Source organism: Colwellia sp. MB3u-8, from assembly GCF_014076985.1.
Classification (GTDB): domain Bacteria; phylum Pseudomonadota; class Gammaproteobacteria; order Enterobacterales; family Alteromonadaceae; genus Cognaticolwellia.
The window spans coordinates 464,743-484,434 of the sequence record NZ_JACGVA010000073.1; the positions used below are offsets into that span (position 1 = coordinate 464,743).

The window sequence follows — 19,692 nt, forward strand, 5'->3', positions numbered from 1 at the left end:
TAGAGAGTTACCAGATGAATACACTAGCTAGCCAATACCCAGCTCATGTAGCTGAGTTACAAAAACGAACTAAAGCCGTATTAGCAAGAGAAAGTCTTGAAGGTTTAGTCATTCACTCTGGTCAAGAAATTAAAGCCTTCTTAGACGATAACAGCTATCCATTTCGCGTTAACCCACACTTTAAAGCCTGGTTACCTTTAGTTGATGTTGCTAACTGTTGGTTATTGGTTAACGGTACAGATAAACCCACACTGATTTATTATCAACCAGTTGATTTTTGGCATAAAGTTATCGGTTTAGCGGATGATTATTGGCATGAATTCTTTGATATAAAAATTTTAGCTAAAGCCAGTGATGTCGATAAGTTACTGCCTTATGATAAAAAAGCCTTTGCCTATATTGGTGCTCATATCGAAGTGGCGAAAGCGTTAGGCTTTGATCATATCAATCCCGAGCCATTGATTAATTATTTTCATTTTCACCGTGCTTATAAAACCTCTTACGAACAAACGTGTTTGCGTCGTTCAAATGAGATTGCGGTTAAGGGCCATAAAGCAGCCAAAGCCGCTTTTTTCGATGGTGCCTCAGAGTATGATATTCAACATGCTTTTCTTAAAGCAACACAACATGTTGAAAGTGAAACACCTTATGGCAATATTGTCGCGTTAAATGAAAATACCTCTATTTTGCATTACACCGCTTTAGATCGCGGTGTACCACAAGCCCATCGTTCTTTCTTACTGGATGCCGGCGCTAATTTTAATGGTTATGCCGCTGATATTACTCGCACCTATTCTTTTAAGCGTGATCGCTTTGCTGAGCTAATTGCGCGCATGGATATTTTAATGTTGAATGCGGTTGACGCTTTAAAGCCAGGGCTGAGTTATGTTGATCTACATATTGCCACTTATCGCGAAATAGGTAAGGTATTACGAGAGTTTAACTTTATTAATGTTGATGTCGATACGGCGGTTGAAAGTGGTATTATTTCTACCTTTTTCCCACATGGCTTAGGTCATCACTTAGGTTTACAAGTGCACGATGTTGGCAGTTTTATGGCAGACGAACGTGGTACTCACGTTAATACCCCAGAGCAACATGCTTTTTTACGGACGTCGCGCGTGATAGAAAGCAATCAAGTTTTTACTATTGAACCTGGCTTATATTTTATCAATTCTTTGCTCGCTGACTTAAAAAAATCTGCCCATGGTAAAATGGTTAATTGGTCAGAGGTGGATGCGATGCGGCCATTTGGTGGTATCAGAATAGAAGATAACGTTATTGTTCACCAGTCGCATAATGAAAATATGACACGAGATGCTGACTTAAATTAAGCGAAACTATTTGTGTCTACACCATACGAAATAGCGGCCCAAGCGATTATTGATGAAACCATAGTCACGCGCAGCCGCTTTATTTGTTACCTTAAACCTTGCACCAGTGCTGCTGATGCCAAAGCGTTTATTAAAAGCTTACAAGTATTACATCCACACGCTAGTCATCACTGTTATGCCTTTATTGCTGGTCGGCCTGAAAATAGCCAATTATATGGCTTTTCTGACGACGGGGAGCCGTCAGGCACTGCCGGTAAACCTATGCTCAATATGTTAATGGGCAGTAATCTTGGTGAGCTTTGTGCTGTTGTTGTACGATATTTTGGTGGTACTAAGCTTGGACCTGGTGGCTTACAACGCGCTTATGGCGGCAGCGTTAAGCAGGCACTGGCGAATTTACCGACAAAATTGAAAATTCCTATGGTACGCAAAACACTAGCGTGTCAATATGCACAAGTAAATGATGTTTTGCATTTTGTTGATCAAATGGGTGGCGAAATTATCCAGCAAGACTACCATGAAAATGTTGTTCTGATACTCGCATTACCTGATGAAAAACTTGAACTTTTCCAACAGCAATTGCGAACCATGTCTGCGGGACAGTTAACACTTCAACCTATAACTAAAAAGCAATAATAAACTAACGTGCAATTTAAAAATATCATCCGAATATTAGGGTTATTAGTCGCCTTACTGAGCGTAACTATGCTGCCGCCTGCTTTTATTTCTCTGGTTTATCGAGATGGCGGTGGTGTTTCTTTCTTAATGTCATTTATTTTTTGTTTAATCGCTGGGCTTTTATCTTGGTATCCTTATCGAGACGAAAAAAGCGATTTAAGGGCACGGGAAGGCTTTTTAATTGTGGTGTTGTTTTGGACCGTTTTGGCGAGTTTCTCAGCGGTGCCTTTATTATTATTAGATCAACCTAACCTTAGCGTTGCCGATGCATTTTTTGAGTCTTTTTCTGGTCTTACTACTACAGGCGCAACCATATTAACGCAGATTGACGGACTACCACACGCGGTACTTTGGTATCGACAACAACTACAGTGGTTGGGTGGCATGGGGATCATTGTGTTAGCCGTGGCTATTTTACCTATGCTAGGCATAGGTGGTATGCAATTATATCGCGCTGAAACTCCAGGACCGGTGAAAGATTCAAAAATGACCCCACGTATTGCCGATACGGCTAAGCATTTGTGGTTAATTTATGTCACCTTAACCCTTGCTTGTGCCATGAGTTATTGGGCGGCGGGGATGAACTTATTTGACGCTATTTGCCACTCTTTTTCTACTATTGCGATTGGTGGCTTCTCGACTCACGACTTAAGCATGGGCTATTTTGATAGTCCGTTAATCAATTTTATCTGTGTATTTTTCTTACTGGTTGCCGGTGTGAACTTTGCTTTGCATTTTGCGGTAGTGAATAGCCGATCATTACGTAGCTATTTTTATGATTCAGAATTTAAAGTATTTTTGGGTATTCAAGCCGTTTTGATCTTAGTGTGTTTTATTGTGCTATTGAGTTTTAATGTTTACCAGTCAGGTTTCGACAACTTTGAACAAGCGATGTTTCATGCCGTTTCAATTAGTACCACTGCCGGCTTTTCAACAACATCTTCGGGCGAAGTCGCCTTTTCTAATTGGCCAACGCTGCTGCCCATTTTATTAATATTTGCCAGTTTTATTGGTGGTTGCGCTGGCAGCACAGGTGGTGGCATGAAAGTCATTCGGGTATTACTGCTTTATTTACAAGGCGTGCGAGAATTAAATAGATTAGTACATCCTAAAGCCGTTTTTACTATTAAGTTAGGTAAAAAAGCGCTACCCAATCGTGTGGTGGAAGCCATATGGGGTTTTTTCTCGGCTTATGCGGCTGTGTTTGTTGTTTGTATGTTGTTGTTATTAGCGGGCGGAATGGATGATATTTCAGCCTTTACTGCCGTTGCTGCTTGTTTAAATAATTTGGGCCCAGGTTTGGGGCAGGTTGCGTCAAATTATGCAGAAATAAATGATTTTAGTAAATGGGTTTTGGTTGTTGCCATGCTGTTTGGCCGTTTAGAGATATTTACCTTGCTGGTATTGCTGACACCAGCATTTTGGCGAACCTAATATATTTTTATAATAGTACTTAAAACAATTATCGATTAGAAAAAATCGCTTAGAAAAACGCTATTGCATCCAGTTGGAATAAAGCTTCGACGTCACTGATATAGCGTTTGTTAACTAAAAATAACACCACATGGTCTTCTGCTTGAATTCGGGTATCTGAATGAGCAATTAAGACTTCTTCGCCACGCACGATTGCACCAATAGTTGTGCCAGGTGGTAACCTGATCTGTTGGATAGTTTTACCCACCACTTTAGATGATTTTTCATCACCTTTAGCGACAATTTCTATTGCTTCTGCTGCGCCACCACGCAAGCTATAAACATTATTAATATTACCACGTCGCACGTGGGTTAATAAGGCGGAAATAGTGGCGTGTTGCGGTGAAACGGCAATATCTATATCACTACCATGGACTAAATCAATGTAAGCACTGCGCTGGATTAATACCATAGCTTTGCGTACCCCTAAGCGTTTTGCTAATAACGATGACATAATGTTGGCTTCGTCATCGTTGGTGACGGCAATAAAAACGTCAAACTGATCAATGTGTTCTTCTAATAGCAACTCTTGATCAGAAGAATCACCAGTAAACACTAAGGTGTCGCTTAGCTCAGAGGCTAAATAGGCTGCCCGTTTAGACGAATGCTCGATTAACTTTACTTGGTGGTTTTTCTCTAACAAGCGCGCCAAACCTGAGCCGATATTACCACCACCGGCGATCATAATTTTTTTATAAGGCGCTTCTAACTTTTGCAGTTCGTTCATTACCGCGCGAATATGAATTGAGGCAGCAATAAAGAATACTTCGTCATCGGCTTCAATAACGGTAGTGCCCAGAGGTCGAATAGGTTTACCATTACGATAAATAGCCGCAACCCGGGTATCAATATTCGGAATATGTTCGCGCAAAGTAGATAGGGCATGACCCACCAATAACCCCCCGTAATAAGCTTTAACGGCAACTAAACTGACCTTACCTTCAGCAAATTCTAATACTTGTAGTGCACCCGGGTAATCAATAAGTCGGGCAATGTCTCGGGTCACCAGTTGCTCTGGTGCAATAATATGATCTACCGGAATATTTTTGTTTTGAAAAAGTTCTTTTTGATATTTCAAAATTTGACTGGAGCGAATTCGGGCAATTTTATTGGCGGTATTAAATAGCGAATAACAAATTTGGCAAGCAATCATGTTGGTAGCATCGTCGTTGGTTACTGCAACAACGAGTTCAGCATCTTCTGCGCCAGCTTGTTTTAGTACATCAGGGTGAGAACCGTGACCAACAACAACGCGTAAGTCCATTTTGTCTTGTAATTCACGCAAGGTTTCACTGTTAGTGTCTATTAGCGTAATTTCGTTTTTTTCGCCAACAAGGTTTTCTGCTAATGTTCCACCAACTTGCCCAGCACCAATAATTATAATTTTCATTTAAGATTGCTTTTATTGTTGTTTTTACTGTGATTTTTTAATGAGTTTGGCGTAGTAAAAACCGTCCATCGAATTGTCGTTAGACAGTATCTGCCAACCAATATCATGTGCATTATTGGTTATCGCGATATGTTCCACATCTGAATTTTCAGCAACAAAACGTTGAACTTGCTGACTATTTTCTTCTGGTAATACACTGCATGTTGCATACAGCAAAGTACCACCGGGTTTTAATAAAGACCATACATTTTTTAATATATCTTGTTGTAAATCAGTTAATACCGCAATGTCCTGGCTTTTACGTAACCATTTAATATCAGGGTGTCTGCGTATGACACCGGTACCAGAACAGGGAGCGTCAAGTAAAATGCGGTCAAAGAGTACGCCATTCCACCACTTTTCTGGTGTGGCGGCATCAGCGGTAATCACCTTTGCTTTTAGGTTCAGGCGTTGTAGGTTTTCATGTACTCTCAGCAAGCGCGACTCTTCAATATCAATGGCGGTCAGCGCTTTTATTTTCGGACTATATTCAAGTATATGACAGGTTTTTCCACCTGGCGCGGCACAACAATCAAGTACATTGTCATCTGGCTGGCAATCAAGTAAAAGTGCAGCTTGTTGTGCGGCGCCATCTTGAATTGATACCCAACCTAGCTGAAATCCAGGCAACTTATTGACATCGATGGCGTCAGTTAAGCGTATCGCAGATGACCTTTCATCGACATAGGCATAATCAATGTTTTCAGCCACTAATAAAGCCAGATATTCATCGATACTGTGGTGTAGGACATTAACTCGCAACCACATCGGCGGTCTTTGCATATTCGCTTTGAGAATATCTTGCCAACTATCAGGGTAACCACTTTGTAGTTTTTTAATAAACCAAGATGGATGGTTAAAGGCGATCGCTTCCGGTAGCTTGCTGGGTTCAGCGGCTAGGCTTTTATCTGCTAATTGTGTTTGCTGGCGTTGGAAATTTCTTAATACGCCATTAATTACCCCTTTTAAATGGTCGCATTTTAAGGGTTTACAGGCGGAAACGGTTTCATTAAATGCGGCGTGATCTGGTATGCGGGTATACTTTATTTGATAAATCCCAACCAGTAATAAAAAGTGACCAACGCGTTGTTTGCCGCTAAAGGGTTTTTTAATGAAGTCACGAACATCATGTTCAAGCTCAGGTAAATGTCTTAATACGCCATAGCAAAGCTCTTGTAATAGCCCTTTATCTTTAATATCTATTTTTGCGATTTGTTGTGGTAGTTCGTCTGACAAACTACGGCCTTTATCAACAACGGCAAAGGTACAACGAGCAGCCAGTGCTCTAAGATTAGCGGCCATAATTAAGTTAACTCTTGTTGAGGCTGTACTAGCCTATTGATTGATTGGCCTTGGGTAAACCAATCTGCTTTGCCATTGAGTATGTCAGCAACGGCTAAGGCTTTTTTGCCTGGCAGTTGTAATATCTCAAGTCGTAAAGCATTGGCTGTTGTGGCGACCACAATACCTTGTTTATCGCAGCTTATAATAGTGCCAGGCAGGTGCTGATGCTCAAGTTCAATAACGCTAGCTTGCCAAACCCGAATACGGTGTTGTTGACTATTGTCATTAAAGGTAAATTGCGCCACTGGCCATGGAATGTAGGCTCTGATTTTCCGATCAAGTATGCTTGCGGGTTGTTGCCAGTCTAACTCAGCATCTGCTTTATCAAGTTTGGCCGCATGAGTTGCTTGTAGATTATTTTGTGCTTGACGTTGATATTTGCCTAAAGTCATCAAGGCTAAGGTGTCTAATAATGCTTTTGGACCTAGTTCAGCTAACTTGTCGTATAAACTTGCGCTAGTGTCTTTTAGGGTAATGTCACAAGTTGCGGTTAATATCATATCACCGGTATCTAGGCCTTTATCCATTTGCATTATGGTAACGCCAGTTTGTGAGTCACCCGCTTCTAAAGCACGTTGAATCGGTGCAGCACCACGCCATTTAGGCAAAATAGAACCATGAACATTAATACAGCCTAATCTGGGTGTCTGTAAAATTACTGTCGGCAATAATAAACCATAAGCAACCACTACCATGACATCTGCTTGGTAATTTGCCAGTGTTAACTGTGTTTGTTCAGCTTTAAAATTCACCGGCTGCTGAACTGGAATGTCGTGCGCTAGGGCTAATAGTTTAGTTGCACAAGCAGTGAGCTTTTTACCGCGGCCAGCCGGTTTATCGGGCGGGCAATAAACCGCAACAATGTTATGCTCTGAGTGAATTAGCGCCGCTAAATGTTGCGCAGCAAAGTCAGGGGTACCAGCAAAAATGATATTTAATGGTGTAGTTACGGCGTTGGACAAAGGAGTTTCCAAAATACAATTGATACCGATTGAAATAAATAATCGCTCATTTACTTAATTTAATGGGTATGAGTTTTAAAAGAGCTATGGCACTTAAGCGTTGGCATTATCCAAACGCGCTTCTTTCTCTAATTTCTTTTTGAATCGCTGGCGCTTAAGTGGTGACAAATAGTCAACAAATAAGATGCCATTAAGATGATCCAGTTCATGCTGAATACAAATAGCTAATAGCTCTTCACCGTCTAAAGTAAAGGCTTTGCCATTTTCATCAAGAGCAGTAACTGTGACATCAATACTACGGTCAACTTTGGCATAACAGCCGGGTACCGATAAACAACCCTCTTCATTAATAATGGTGTCATCACTTTTGCGGGTGATTTCAGGATTTATTAATACGTAAGGGTGTTCTTTATTTTCTGAAACATCAATAACGACAATTCGTTGGTGAATATCAACTTGAGTTGCCGCCAAACCAACACCATTTTCATCATACATGGTTTCAAACATGTTACTGATAATATTACGAATTTCATCGTTAACATCAGTTACAGGTTGCGCTTTTGTTCTTAATCTCTCATCAGGAAATCGTAATACAGGTAAAATAGCCATAATTTATCAAAAGAGTTCGCGAAATGTCGCATTGAGTGTTATGTTTCAATTTTAGCCATTAATGATAGTTAATCATAGGGGTTTAGGATAAAACCTCTAATAATAGGGAAATTAACATGCTAATAAGAGTTTTATCCTTACTATTTTGCATTGCTCTGTCAGTATCCTTAATGGCCAATGAGTTAGCATTAAAGCCAGATGCTCCACAATCTTATATCGTTAAGAAAGGCGATACCTTGTGGGATATATCAGGTGTATTTCTCAATCAACCTTGGTTGTGGCCTAAGTTATGGCGTCTTAATCCTGATATTAATAACCCACATTTAATTTACCCCGGCGATGAGTTGCGGCTAGTATTTGATGCCCAAGGCCAACCCATGCTGGTTAAAGGCAAGCCTGAACTTAAATGGTCACCTAAAGTACGTAAACAATTAAAAGACCAAAACCCCGTTAGTACATTACCTTTGCATGTTATTGCGCCCTATATTCGCTATGATACTGTGAAAAGCTTAGCTGAGTTAGCCAGTTTACCTCATATTATTGGCAGTGAGGAAGGCTATAAATCAAGTGTTGATGGCTTTAAAGTTTATATTAATAGCGATCTCATTGTTGGTCAAAGTTACGGTATTTACCATAAAGCAGATGCCATCGTTGATCCCGAAACACAGCAAAATTTAGGTTATAATATTCGACTTATTGGTACCGGCAAGGCACTACAAAGTGGCAATATGAGTAAGCAGCAGCCAAGCACTATTTTTGTTGAGGGAGCAAAACGCGAAATTCGTTCTGGTGCTTATATTATGCCAGTCAATGTTGAGCAAGATTACCCCGCTATTTTTACCATGCGAGCAGGTGCTAAAAGCACTGAGGGTTTAATTATTAGCTCGGTGACTAAGCTAGGTGAATTTGCTAAATTTGACGTGATAATGATTAATAAAGGCAATAACCAAGCCGTACAAGCTGGCGATGTGTTAACGGTTAGCCGAAAAAGCCCTGGCGTTATTGAAACAGACCATGGACCGCAATACAGTAAAGAAACTTCTCATTGGAACAAAATAGCCAATAACAGCTATTCAGATTACGATATGCCAACCGAAGTAATCGGTAAAGTGATGGTATTTAAAGTTTATGACAAGGTCAGTATGGCGTTGATTATTAATGCTGAAAAGCCATTACGAGTGCTTGATGGAGTTACTGCACCCTAGCCCTAAAGTTGGGCCACTTTTAAGGAGAAACAAGTGGCAAATATCAGCAACACACTAACGTTGGAGCTAACTCTAACGCATTATTGGCTAGCCGTGAAAGCTATTCCACGGTTAGCGAGTCATAAAAAAATCGCCCTAGTCGAAAAATTTGGTTTAACAGCTTTATTCGCGGCGACTACTGATTTAACCTTGTCAGGCCTCAGCAATCCACAGCGTGCTGCAATAACTTCTCCTGCCTGGGATTTGTTGACAAAAATAATCTCTGATTCAAGCCACTGTCACAGTCAAATTATTGCCTTTGATGATCCCCTATACCCACCATTATTAAAAGAAATTTATGATCCACCGCTAGTACTTTTTGTTCGAGGTAATACGGATTTATTGTTATTACCTAAAATTGCCATTGTGGGTAGCCGCAATGCCAGTATATCAGGTAGAGAGATTGCTCATAATTTGGCGGGTCAGTTAACAAGTCAATTCGTTGTTACTAGTGGTTTAGCATTAGGTATTGACGCGCAAGCGCATTTAGGTGCCTTACATCAGCAGGGTTATACTATTGCGGTGGTAGCAACAGGACTAGATATAACCTATCCCGCTCGACATAAAAAATTACAAAAAGATATTATTGAAAACAAGGGTTTAATCATTAGCGAGTTTGCCCCAGGTATCGCACCTAAAGCGGGACATTTTCCAAAGCGAAATCGTTTAATAAGCGGTTTAAGTTTGGGGGTTTTGGTCGTTGAAGCGTCTTTAAAAAGTGGTTCGTTGATCACGGCGCGTTGTGCCTTAGAACAAGGCCGAGAAGTGTTTGCTATACCTAGCTCTATTTATAATGTGCAGGCGAAAGGTTGTCATTGGTTAATTACACAAGGCGCTAAGCTTGTCGAAGATACCAGCGACATAATGGACGAGTTTGAAGAGTTCGTTACAGATAATTTAAACTTAAGTAGAAACAAAGGGAAAGATAATTTAGCAGAAAAAAGTAAAAAACAGCACTTGTGTAACGATCCAATGTTAGCTAGTGTGGGTTATGAAATTACGCCCGTAGATTTAGTCGTTTCGCGCAGTAAACTACCGATAGACGTAGTGTTAACTCGATTAACCGTGCTTGAACTTAGAGGCCTGGTGTCTGCTGTGCCAGGGGGTTACCTTAAATTGAATAGGGGCTAGTGATGTTTGATATCTTAATGTACCTTTTTGAAAACTATATTCATAGTGAAGCCGAAGTCATGGTCGACCATGAGCTACTTACTGATGAATTAACGCGTGCTGGTTTTCACCAAGATGAAATTTATAAAGCGCTTGCTTGGCTGGAAAAACTTACCGCCTTACAAGACACGGAGGCTTATCCTCATTTAACACGAGTAGGTAACCAATCTATTCGAGTTTATACGGCACAAGAGAGCCAAATTCTTGATGTAGAATGTCGCGGTTTTCTGATGTTTTTAGAGCAGGTTAATTTATTAGACTTTACTACCCGGGAAATGGTTATTGACCGTGTTATGGAACTAGACACTAAATTTTTCTCTATTGATGATTTAAAGTGGGTTGTGTTGATGGTGTTGTTTAATGTGCCAGGTAAAGAAAGTGCCTACTCTCAAATGGAAGACCTGATTTTTGATGAGCAAGAAGGCCCGTTGCATTAGCTTTGTTTCTAAGACAAAAAGTGCACGAAAAATAGCCTACATTAATAGGGTGAAAATATGCCATAATATGCCCCTAATATTTTAGGTGCATTACTATGTCAAACTCCGAAAAACCCCTGTTTTCACGTCATGAACATGCCTTAGAAAAAACCGCTGAAATTTGTCCTGACTGTGCTTCTCAGCTCACCATTAAGCACAGTAAGTCAGGCTCATTTTTTGCTTGCGTTACCTATCCTAACTGCCAATACACTCGAGCTGTTGTCGAACATGAGCGCGTTGATGATAAAATACTGGTTGGCAGTGAATGTCCTGAATGTAATCACGAATTGGCGGTCAAACAAGGTCGCTATGGTATGTTTATTGGCTGTACAAACTACCCTGACTGTTCTTACATTGTGGCGCAAGATCACAATGAACTTGAGCAAAAAAATGTCAGTTGTCCACAGTGTAAAAAGGGCCAACTACAATCAAAAATCAGCCGTTTTGGTAAAACATTTTATTCCTGTGATCACTATCCAAAATGTAAGTTTGTTGTGAATTATGAGCCAGTTGTTGGCGAATGTGAAAAATGTGGCTTTGCTTTATTACTAAAACGACAGATGGCAGCAGGTGAAAAGTTACAATGCGCGTCTAAACCCTGCAGTCACTTTCAGCCGCACTAATTTTCTTATCAATCGAGATATACATTGAGGTAGGAATTGAGGCATAAAAAAGCCAGTGACTTATCCGTAAGGCATCACTGGCTCTGTAATCGCTAACTTATTGTTAGCTCAGTTGTTTTTTGTAACTGGCGACATAAGGCTTAAGTTCATCAAATGCTGCTTCTGGTAGCATGTCAGCTAATAAGATTAATCGCTCTGCTAATTGTTTTTCATCATTGCCTGAGACATTAATATGACCCATTTTACGGCCTGGGCGCTTGCTTTTTCCATACCAATGTAAAGTGGTACTTGCCACACTCAAGATTTCATTGGGTACTTCATCTTCACCCAATATATTAATCATGGCTGATGGACGAATTAACTCAGTACTGCCAAGCGGTAAATCACATACCGCACGTAAATGGTTTTCAAATTGACAAGTATCTGCACCTTGTTGGGTCCAATGACCTGAGTTGTGTACGCGAGGAGCAATTTCATTTACCAACAATTGCTCGCCAATTTGGAAAAATTCAATGGCTAATATACCAATGTAATTTAACTCTTTTGCTATGCTATCAAACACCTGTTTTGCTTGTGCTTGTAGCGCTTCATCTATTTGGATGGCAATTGACACACTCAGCACGCCGTTGGTGTGATGGTTTTGAGTTAAAGGGTAAACTAGGGTATTACCTTGACTGTCACGCGCGCCAACTAATGAGACTTCGCGATCAAAAGGCACCATTTGTTCGGCCACTACCGCATGTTGAAGGCCTTGTACGCCACCATCGAAAAAAGCTTTAATATCAAGCCAAATGTCTTCCGCTTGTGCTTTATTTTTTAATCGCCATTGACCTTTACCATCATAACCTGCCAAAGCGCTTTTTAAAATCAACGGCATAGACAGGTTATTTAAAGCTTGGTCAAAGTCTGCTTTGGTCGCAATAATTTGGTGTTGGGCATTGGCCACACCGCACTTTATGAGTAGATCTTTTTCTAATCTTCTATCGCCGCCCACTTTAATGGCTTGGCTGCTCGGGCGTAGTTTTCCAGACGCTTGGCAAAGTGCAAGAGTTTGGTGATCAATATGCTCAAACTCAGCAGTGATAAAATCAGCGAACTCAATGCCTTGCTTTAATCCACCAAAAACAATGTCAGTTGAAAGCGGATCAACGACAGTGTCTGAGCCAACATCAAAAGCTCGTATATTGATATTTAAAGGTTTAACCGCCAAGGCCATCATACGAGCCAGTTGGCCAGCACCTAATACTAAAACATTCATTTAGCTAGCCTATTCTGCAGGGTTTGGGTTATCAAGAATTGTTTGTGTTTGCTCTGCTCTAAATTGCTCAACAGCCGCTTGTACTGCTGGGTCAGAAAGACCAATAATTTGAGCGGCTAATAAGCCAGCATTGGCCGCACCTGCCGTGCCAATGGCTAATGTACCAACAGCAATGCCTTTTGGCATTTGTACAATAGAGAGTAATGAGTCTTGGCCATTTAAGGCCTTTGATTGCACGGGCACACCCAAAACCGGTAAGCTTGTATAAGCAGCGGTCATACCAGGTAAATGCGCTGCGCCACCAGCGCCACCAATGATAACTTGAATACCACGATCTTTAGCGCCTTGTGCATACTCAGCAAGTAAATGAGGTGTTCTATGTGCAGAAACAACTTTTGTTTCATAAGGTACATTAAATAGGTCTAACATTTCAGCAGCGTGCTGCATGGTTGGCCAATCTGACTTTGACCCCATGATAATCCCAACTTTCATACGCGTAGTGCCTTTTGATAATGTGATTTGAAACCTAACATTGTGCCTAAGGCGCTAATGTTAGGTGAAATTTAATGCATATTATAACGTGTTTGAAAATATTCTGAAATGACAATTCTTTTATAGCATTTATAATTTTCTTTGATGTAGATCGGGTATAGACCAAAGGATAATTTTATAATTTAATTATTGGCGTATGATTATTTTTAAATTGTAAAGCCGAACATGATATAAAATCACCGCGTAATACTAATTTAAAGAATAAATAAGTTTACTTATCATTAAGTTAATTAGTATTAAGAGTCGCTTCGGTAAAATAAATGAGGAAAGGAATGAGTAACATTTATAGCCAAAGTTTAGACAAGGTTGCTGCTAACAGTCAGCCACTAACACCAATAAACTTTTTAAATCGTAGCGCTGATGTCTATCCAGACAAAACTGCCATTATCCATGGTAAGCAAAAATTTACCTATCAAGAATATCGTAAAAATGTCCGTCGACTCGCCTCAAGCCTCATTAAAAATGGGGTGAATCCAGGGCAAACTGTCAGTATTATGGCAGCTAATATTCCGGCATTTTTGGATGCCCATTATGGTGTGCCACTAACAGGTGCTGTGCTTAACGCTATTAATATTCGCCTCGATGCGGAAAATATCGCTTTTATTCTTGATCACGCCGAATGTGATGTACTGTTTACGGATACCGCATTTTCAAGTGTGATTAAACAAGCATTAGCACTGTCAAAGCGTCAACCTTTAGTGATTGATATTGACGATCCAGAAGGTCCAGGGGGTGAGCGCCTTGGTACAATTGAGTATCAAGAGTTACTTGCTCAAGGGGATGAAAATTTTACTGGCTCATTTATTCATGATGAATGGCAAGCTTTGGCGCTCAATTATACCTCAGGCACTACAGGTAATCCTAAAGGTGTAGTTTACTCACATCGTGGTGCTTACTTGAATTCTCTTGGCCATAGCTTTGTTTGGCCGATAGACAGCAAGACCAATTATCTGTGGACTTTGCCGATGTTCCATTGCAATGGTTGGTGTTTTCCTTGGACTATAGTGGCTGTTGGCGGTACGCAAATTTGTTTGAGGCAAGTTGAAGTAGGCGCTATCGTTAATGCGATGATTGAGCATAAGGTCAGTCATTTTTGTGGCGCGCCAATTGTGCTCAATATGATTTTAAATGCTGACGAAAGCTTGCTGGCGCAATTACCTAAAAATATTAAAGTGATGACCGCTGGTGCTCCGCCACCTGCGGCGGTTATTAAGGGCATTGAAAACTTAGGTATTGAAATCACCCAAAGTTATGGCTTAACTGAAGTTTATGGGCCTTGTGTCGTTAGTGAGTGGAAAGATGAATGGAATGAACGCAGCGATGATGAACGGGCGGCATTAAAAGCGCGCCAAGGTGTGCGTTATATCACGCAAGAAGAAGTTGATGTGCTAAATCCGGATACTATGGAGCCTGTTCGCCCAGATGGAATCACTATGGGTGAAATAATGTTCAGGGGTAATAGCACGATGAAAGGCTACTTGAAAAATGAAAAAGCCACAGAAGAGGCTTTTGCAAATGGTTGGTTTCATTCAGGAGACTTAGCGGTTAAACATCCAGATGGTTATATTGAAATTCGTGATCGTTCGAAAGATATTATAATTTCGGGGGGTGAAAATATTTCATCAGTCGAAGTAGAAGGGGTGTTATATACCCATCCAGCCATTTTAGAAGCGGCCGTAGTGGCTAAAAAAGATGAAAAGTGGGGTGAAACTCCCTGTGCATTTATAGCAGTGAAACGCGGGCATACGCTGACAGAACAAGAGGTAATTCAATATTGCCGTGAACATATGGCAGGCTTTAAAGTCCCTAAAACCATTGTTTTTAGCGAGTTGCCTAAAACCTCAACCGGTAAAGTACAGAAGTTTGTGCTCAGGCAGAAAATTAAAGAGCTGTTTGAAGCTTAATTTATTATTAGCGTTGAACGGGGGGTTAATCCAAACGGTAAGAGTTTACAGACTCTTACCGTTTTTTTTTACTAGCCATGTTGTTTGTCAGTAAAAAACGTATAATCATCATTAAATTAATTTTACTAAGCGCCATCATAAAACGCCATGACGACAGCATTAGAAACATTTCAACAGGGTGGTATTTTAGCTTACCCAACCGAGGCCGTATTTGGTTTAGGTTGTGATCCTGATAACGATGGGGCAATTGAAAAATTGCTGTTGATCAAGTCACGTTCAGTAGATAAAGGCTTAATACTGCTTGCGGGTGATTATAGACAACTTTTACCTTATATAGATGAGTGTAAAATACCTCAAGACAAACGCCTGGCGATATTATCTCGCTGGCCCAACGGTATTACGCAATTAGTGGCTAAAAATGCTAACACTTCTAGGTTGTTGACGGGGCGCTTTGACACTATTGCGGTGCGTGTTACTAGCCAGCCAGACGTTGTGGCACTATGTCTCGCCACTAATAAGCCGATTGTTTCTACGAGCGCGAACTTAAGTGGTAAACCTCCGGCCAAAACATGGCAAGGAATTCCCAATGATCTCGCTAATAAAATTGATTTTATTATTAAAGGAAAAACTCTAGGCTTTGATCAGCCTTCTACTATTATTGATGCATTATCTGGAGATGTTATTCGCTCATGAGCACTATAAATATTAATGTTGTTGTTGAATTTTTAAAATCGTTGCAAGACCAAATTTGTTCCGCGTTAGAGGCTGCCGACGGTAGTGGTAAATTTATTGAAGATAATTGGCAGCGTGCTGAAGGCGGTGGTGGCAGAACCCGAGTACTCACAAATGGTAGCGTTATTGAGCAAGGTGGGGTCAATTTTTCAGTGGTTTCTGGTGATAAGTTACCACCATCTGCAACAGCACATCGTCCAGAATTGGCTGGCCGTAAATGGCAAGCTTGTGGTGTATCATTAGTTATTCATCCTAAAAATCCTTTTATTCCGACATCTCATGCCAATGTCCGATTTTTTATTGCTGAAAAAGAAGGTGAAGCACCTGTGTGGTGGTTTGGTGGTGGTATTGACCTCACGCCTTTTTACCCGTTCAAAGAAGATGTTGTGCATTGGCATCAAACGGCAAAAGATATTTGTCAGCCTTTTGGTGACGATGTTTATCCAAAATATAAAAAGTGGTGTGACGAATACTTCCATTTAAAACACCGCAATGAAACTCGTGGCGTTGGCGGCTTATTTTTTGATGATTTGAATAAATGGGAATTCGATAAGTGCTTTGATTATATGAAAGCAGTTGGAAAAGGCTTTCTTGATGCTTACATACCTTTAATAGAAAAGCGTAAAGCAACGCCCTTTGATGATAATCATCGTCAATTTCAACTTTATCGTCGTGGCCGCTACGTTGAATTTAATTTAGTTTTTGATCGCGGCACCTTATTTGGTTTGCAATCAGGTGGCAGAACAGAATCCATTTTAATGTCAATGCCGCCACTGGCACGTTGGGAATATAATTTTCAGCCGGAAGCTGGCAGCCCAGAAGCAGCACTACAAGACTATTTAGTACCGCAAGATTGGTTATAACCTAGCATTACCGCTTGTTGTTTATTAACCTAGCAATCCACATCAACAGAAAAGGTCGCTGTAGGTGTGGTTGCTAGGTTAAGTTACCCAAATTAAATTTTTTAATTTCAAGACCATTAAAGCTTATTTTTTTAGGGTTTATGATAAAGCTTGAGCTAGATCAAACTGTCGAAAACCAGGCGCGCGTAAAATTACCTTAGTGAACAAATTTAATATTTTTTCTATTTATAAAAGGTAACGCTCTAATGAAAACCTCAGTAATTAATGGACTCATCCTCTCCGCTCTTACATTATCTCCCCTTGCACTTGCTAACCAAGCTGGCGACTTTGTCGTTCGTGGTGGCGCCACTATGGTTGATCCTGCCAGTAATAAAGCTAACGTGTTCCTCGATGGCGCTGATTCAGGTTTAGATGTATCAGCGGATGGTGATACTCAGCTTGGTGTTAATTTTGTTTATTTTTATGATAAAAACTGGGCTATTGAACTCTTAGCCTCAACCCCGTTTTCTCATGACATAAAACTGCATGCCGATGGCGCAACCACAACGCTTGGTAAAATATCTCATTTACCACCGACATTAAGTGCACTGTATTACTTTGATACTCACTCAGCGTTTAAGCCCTATGTGGGTGCGGGTATCAACTATACAATTTTCTTTGATGAGAAGTTTTCTTCAACTTATAAAGAGGCCGGTTTTAGTGATTTAGACTTAGACGGGTCTTTCGGACTTTCTGTTCAACTTGGTGCTGATTACCAACTTGACAAAAGGTGGTCATTAAATGCTTCCGCTCGTTATATTGATATTAATACGGATACCAGTTTTAAAGTAGGTGGGAGTGTTAATGGCAGTGCTGAAGTTGAAATAGACCCTATGGTTTATTCACTAATGTTAGCTTATAAATTTTAAAGATACTTTAACCATATTCAGCACGGGCCAAAGTGATGAAAAAAGCAGTTACCCAGTGACTGCTTTTTTGTTTTCATTGTTTAACAACTAGGGTAGTCTACCGCTAAACATTTAAGCTAGTAATCTTATGGATCAGTATCGCGTATTTGGTAATCCTATCGCTCAATCAAAATCTCCCTTTATTCACCAACAGTTTGCGCTACAGTCAAAGCAAATAATGAACTACCAAAGTGAGTGGGTTGCATTAGATCAATTCGACAATGCCGTAAAAGAATTAATGGCTAACAATGGCAAAGGCGCCAATGTCACCGCACCATTTAAAGAACAAGCATTTGCCCTGTGTCATGAGTTGAGTGGAAGAGCCAAGTTAGCTGGCGCAGTGAACACCTTAATTTTTTCTAATGGAATTATTTATGGTGATACTACAGATGGTGTCGGCTTAGTTAGTGACTTACTCAGGCATCAAGTGCAACTGCGAGATAGTAAGGTGTTATTACTCGGTGCTGGCGGAGCCGCAAAGGGCGTTGTGCAATCAATATTAGAGCAGTCTCCTCAATCATTAACTATTGCCAATAGAACATTAAGTAAAGCACAGGCCATTACTAGCCAGTATCCTAATGAGGCTATTGATGCTGTTACTTTCGCAGAGACCAATAACTTAGCATTTGATATCATCATCAATGCCACATCAGCAGGTCTATCCGGTGATAGCTTACCGATATCAGATCACACAATTAAAAGTTCAACAGTTTGTTATGACATGGTCTATGGCAAAGAGCCAACCGCATTTTTAAAACAAGCAAAACAGCTAGGTGTTGAACATATTATTGATGGCTTAGGCATGTTAGTGGGGCAGGCTGCGGCAAGCTTTCATTTGTGGAGAGCCGTTAGCCCAGCAGTAGAGCCTGTACTTGTCTCCTTAAGAGCTCAGTTAAAGTAATGAAAGTGAAGCGAGCATAAGATGAACCAAGCAATTTTATTTAATGATGATCTACATTTTGATCAGCAGCATGATGCTTGGTCTTTTACCGGACAAGTTTCAGGACAGCGTATAAGGTTATATTTTCATTCTATGCAGCTAAAGAAATTAACCGAAATTGATAATGGCACTAAATTTGATTTAGAAGAAGTAACAGAAAGCTGGCTCGAGGAAAACGAGCCAGAAGGTAATGAAATACATATAGAGTTGGAGTAACCTCAAAGGTTAATGGCTATCAGCTAAGTACTCAGCTTTTAATTCAACATAGTTTATCGCCGACTGCTTGAGAAAATCAGCTTCACTCTGCTTTAACTCTCTCGCTTGTTTAACTGGGTTACCAACATATAAGTAGCCGCTTTTAAGCGTTTTGTTTGGCGGCACTAAACTACCCGCACCGATAAATACATCATCCTCAACAATAACACCATCCATAATAATAGCGCCCATACCAACCAGTATTCGGTTACCCAAAGCACATCCGTGCAACATACACTTATGACCTACGGTAACATCGTCACCAATAACTAATGGGTTACCACTGGGATTCTCGGTACTTTTTCGTGTGACATGTAAAACCGTACCGTCTTGTATATTTGTGCGAGCGCCAATGGTAATTTTGTTCACATCACCTCTAGCGGCAACTAAAGGCCAAACACTAGTATCATCACCTAAGGTAATGTCACCAACAAGTACGGCAGTTTCATCAACATAAACTGCATTACCTAATATAGGAGTAATGCCATGATAGCTTCGAAAATTATTTTTCTGCATAAATAAGATATTTTTAGATGACTGATATAGCTATCTTAGCAAAAAAAGCCATTAAACAGCATTTTTCAATGAACTGAGTCATTACCTGTACTTATCGGTTAAGACAAAGTTACCACCAAGGCACAATATAACTGGGTGATTTTTCAGCGTATCGAGCATTAAAAGCCCAACCATAGCAAGGGCTGTACAAATAAAAAGCAAACAAACCTTTATTTGTAATTTAATGGCAATTAAGTGTTGACGTGAAGCCAGAAATCTCTAGAATGCGCTCCAGTTCCAAGGGGTAACCCCAAAGAGCTGTTTTAATAGGTTATCTTATGCAGTTAGAGCTGATTTGATTAACTTAACGTAATAAAACGAGTTGTTTGAAAGTTAAAAAAACT

At 40.3% G+C, this 19,692-nt stretch carries 20 protein-coding genes; 13 read left to right on the forward strand and 7 right to left on the reverse strand.

Annotation, left to right across the window (positions count from 1 at the left end; all coding sequences use genetic code 11):
* The first annotated feature begins 14 nt into the window (after window positions 1-14).
* From pepQ to H4J54_RS18970, 3 genes are read left to right on the forward strand one after another with little or no spacing between them, the layout of a single operon-like run.
* Window positions 15-1,334 (forward strand): Xaa-Pro dipeptidase, encoded by a 1,320-nt coding sequence (pepQ, locus tag H4J54_RS18960; protein ID WP_182192478.1) that lies wholly within the window; start codon window positions 15-17, stop codon window positions 1,332-1,334.
* A 12-nt stretch (window positions 1,335-1,346) separates the two neighbouring features.
* Window positions 1,347-1,970, forward strand: a complete 624-nt coding sequence (locus H4J54_RS18965) for a YigZ family protein (RefSeq protein WP_310650086.1) — start codon at window positions 1,347-1,349, stop codon at window positions 1,968-1,970.
* Between the two features lie 9 nt (window positions 1,971-1,979).
* Window positions 1,980-3,446 (forward strand): TrkH family potassium uptake protein, encoded by a 1,467-nt coding sequence (locus H4J54_RS18970; protein WP_182192479.1) that lies wholly within the window; start codon window positions 1,980-1,982, stop codon window positions 3,444-3,446.
* A gap of 49 nt (window positions 3,447-3,495) precedes the next feature.
* Here the strand turns inward: H4J54_RS18970 and trkA are convergent, their stop codons facing one another.
* The 4 genes from trkA to def all read right to left on the reverse strand — a co-directional run bounded on the left by trkA (window position 3,496) and on the right by def (window position 7,829).
* The gene (trkA, locus tag H4J54_RS18975) at window positions 3,496-4,875 is read right to left on the reverse strand and encodes a Trk system potassium transporter TrkA (RefSeq protein ID WP_182192480.1); all 1,380 of its coding nucleotides are present in this window, start codon (window positions 4,873-4,875) and stop codon (window positions 3,496-3,498) included.
* A 24-nt stretch (window positions 4,876-4,899) separates the two neighbouring features.
* Window positions 4,900-6,216 (reverse strand): 16S rRNA (cytosine(967)-C(5))-methyltransferase RsmB, encoded by a 1,317-nt coding sequence (gene rsmB, locus H4J54_RS18980; RefSeq protein WP_182192481.1) that lies wholly within the window; start codon window positions 6,214-6,216, stop codon window positions 4,900-4,902.
* Between the two features lie 2 nt (window positions 6,217-6,218).
* Complete coding sequence (fmt, locus tag H4J54_RS18985) at window positions 6,219-7,220, reverse strand: methionyl-tRNA formyltransferase (RefSeq protein ID WP_182192482.1); 1,002 nt, start codon at window positions 7,218-7,220, stop codon at window positions 6,219-6,221.
* A gap of 93 nt (window positions 7,221-7,313) precedes the next feature.
* Complete coding sequence (def, locus tag H4J54_RS18990) at window positions 7,314-7,829, reverse strand: peptide deformylase (RefSeq protein WP_182192483.1); 516 nt, start codon at window positions 7,827-7,829, stop codon at window positions 7,314-7,316.
* Between the two features lie 116 nt (window positions 7,830-7,945).
* Here def and H4J54_RS18995 point away from each other — a divergent pair, with 116 nt between their 5' ends.
* The 4 genes from H4J54_RS18995 to H4J54_RS19010 all read left to right on the forward strand — a co-directional run bounded on the left by H4J54_RS18995 (window position 7,946) and on the right by H4J54_RS19010 (window position 11,342).
* Window positions 7,946-9,034, forward strand: coding sequence for a LysM peptidoglycan-binding domain-containing protein (locus H4J54_RS18995; RefSeq protein WP_182192484.1), 1,089 nt, complete (start codon window positions 7,946-7,948; stop codon window positions 9,032-9,034).
* 33 nt (window positions 9,035-9,067) lie between these two features.
* Window positions 9,068-10,204, forward strand: a complete 1,137-nt coding sequence (gene dprA / locus H4J54_RS19000) for a DNA-processing protein DprA (RefSeq protein WP_310650087.1) — start codon at window positions 9,068-9,070, stop codon at window positions 10,202-10,204.
* A 2-nt stretch (window positions 10,205-10,206) separates the two neighbouring features.
* Window positions 10,207-10,680: a DUF494 family protein gene (locus tag H4J54_RS19005; protein ID WP_182192485.1), complete on the forward strand. Its 474-nt coding sequence runs from the start codon at window positions 10,207-10,209 to the stop codon at window positions 10,678-10,680.
* Between the two features lie 95 nt (window positions 10,681-10,775).
* Entirely contained in the window at window positions 10,776-11,342 is a 567-nt protein-coding gene (locus H4J54_RS19010) for a topoisomerase DNA-binding C4 zinc finger domain-containing protein (protein WP_182192486.1), read from the forward strand.
* A 103-nt stretch (window positions 11,343-11,445) separates the two neighbouring features.
* Here the strand turns inward: H4J54_RS19010 and H4J54_RS19015 are convergent, their stop codons facing one another.
* Together H4J54_RS19015 and purE are read right to left on the reverse strand one after the other, a co-directional pair.
* A complete protein-coding gene (locus H4J54_RS19015) occupies window positions 11,446-12,600 on the reverse strand; it encodes a 5-(carboxyamino)imidazole ribonucleotide synthase (RefSeq protein WP_182192487.1) in 1,155 nt (384 codons plus the stop codon).
* 9 nt (window positions 12,601-12,609) lie between these two features.
* A complete protein-coding gene (purE, locus tag H4J54_RS19020; protein WP_182192488.1) occupies window positions 12,610-13,092 on the reverse strand; it encodes a 5-(carboxyamino)imidazole ribonucleotide mutase in 483 nt (160 codons plus the stop codon).
* 332 nt (window positions 13,093-13,424) lie between these two features.
* Between purE and H4J54_RS19025 the strand changes: the two genes are divergently transcribed.
* The 6 genes from H4J54_RS19025 (at window position 13,425) to H4J54_RS19050 (ending at window position 18,754) form a co-directional block, all read left to right on the forward strand.
* On the forward strand, window positions 13,425-15,056 hold the full coding sequence (locus H4J54_RS19025; protein ID WP_182192489.1) for an acyl-CoA synthetase: 1,632 nt from the start codon (window positions 13,425-13,427) through the stop codon (window positions 15,054-15,056).
* Window positions 15,057-15,203: 147 nt separating this feature from the next.
* Window positions 15,204-15,749 carry a Sua5/YciO/YrdC/YwlC family protein gene (locus tag H4J54_RS19030; protein ID WP_182192490.1) on the forward strand — a complete coding sequence of 182 codons (546 nt, stop codon included), beginning with the start codon at window positions 15,204-15,206 and terminating at the stop codon, window positions 15,747-15,749.
* The gene (hemF, locus tag H4J54_RS19035) at window positions 15,746-16,651 is read left to right on the forward strand and encodes an oxygen-dependent coproporphyrinogen oxidase (RefSeq protein ID WP_182192491.1); all 906 of its coding nucleotides are present in this window, start codon (window positions 15,746-15,748) and stop codon (window positions 16,649-16,651) included. The genes H4J54_RS19030 and hemF overlap by 4 nt, the downstream gene beginning before the upstream one ends.
* Before the next feature lie 245 nt (window positions 16,652-16,896).
* Window positions 16,897-17,559, forward strand: coding sequence for an OmpW family protein (locus tag H4J54_RS19040; protein ID WP_182192492.1), 663 nt, complete (start codon window positions 16,897-16,899; stop codon window positions 17,557-17,559).
* A 127-nt stretch (window positions 17,560-17,686) separates the two neighbouring features.
* The gene (gene aroE / locus H4J54_RS19045) at window positions 17,687-18,499 is read left to right on the forward strand and encodes a shikimate dehydrogenase (protein ID WP_182192493.1); all 813 of its coding nucleotides are present in this window, start codon (window positions 17,687-17,689) and stop codon (window positions 18,497-18,499) included.
* A gap of 21 nt (window positions 18,500-18,520) precedes the next feature.
* Window positions 18,521-18,754: a hypothetical protein gene (locus tag H4J54_RS19050; RefSeq protein ID WP_182192494.1), complete on the forward strand. Its 234-nt coding sequence runs from the start codon at window positions 18,521-18,523 to the stop codon at window positions 18,752-18,754.
* Between the two features lie 9 nt (window positions 18,755-18,763).
* Here H4J54_RS19050 and H4J54_RS19055 read toward each other — a convergent pair whose 3' ends face one another.
* A complete protein-coding gene (locus H4J54_RS19055; RefSeq protein WP_182192495.1) occupies window positions 18,764-19,309 on the reverse strand; it encodes a gamma carbonic anhydrase family protein in 546 nt (181 codons plus the stop codon).
* Window positions 19,310-19,692: the final 383 nt, after the last annotated feature.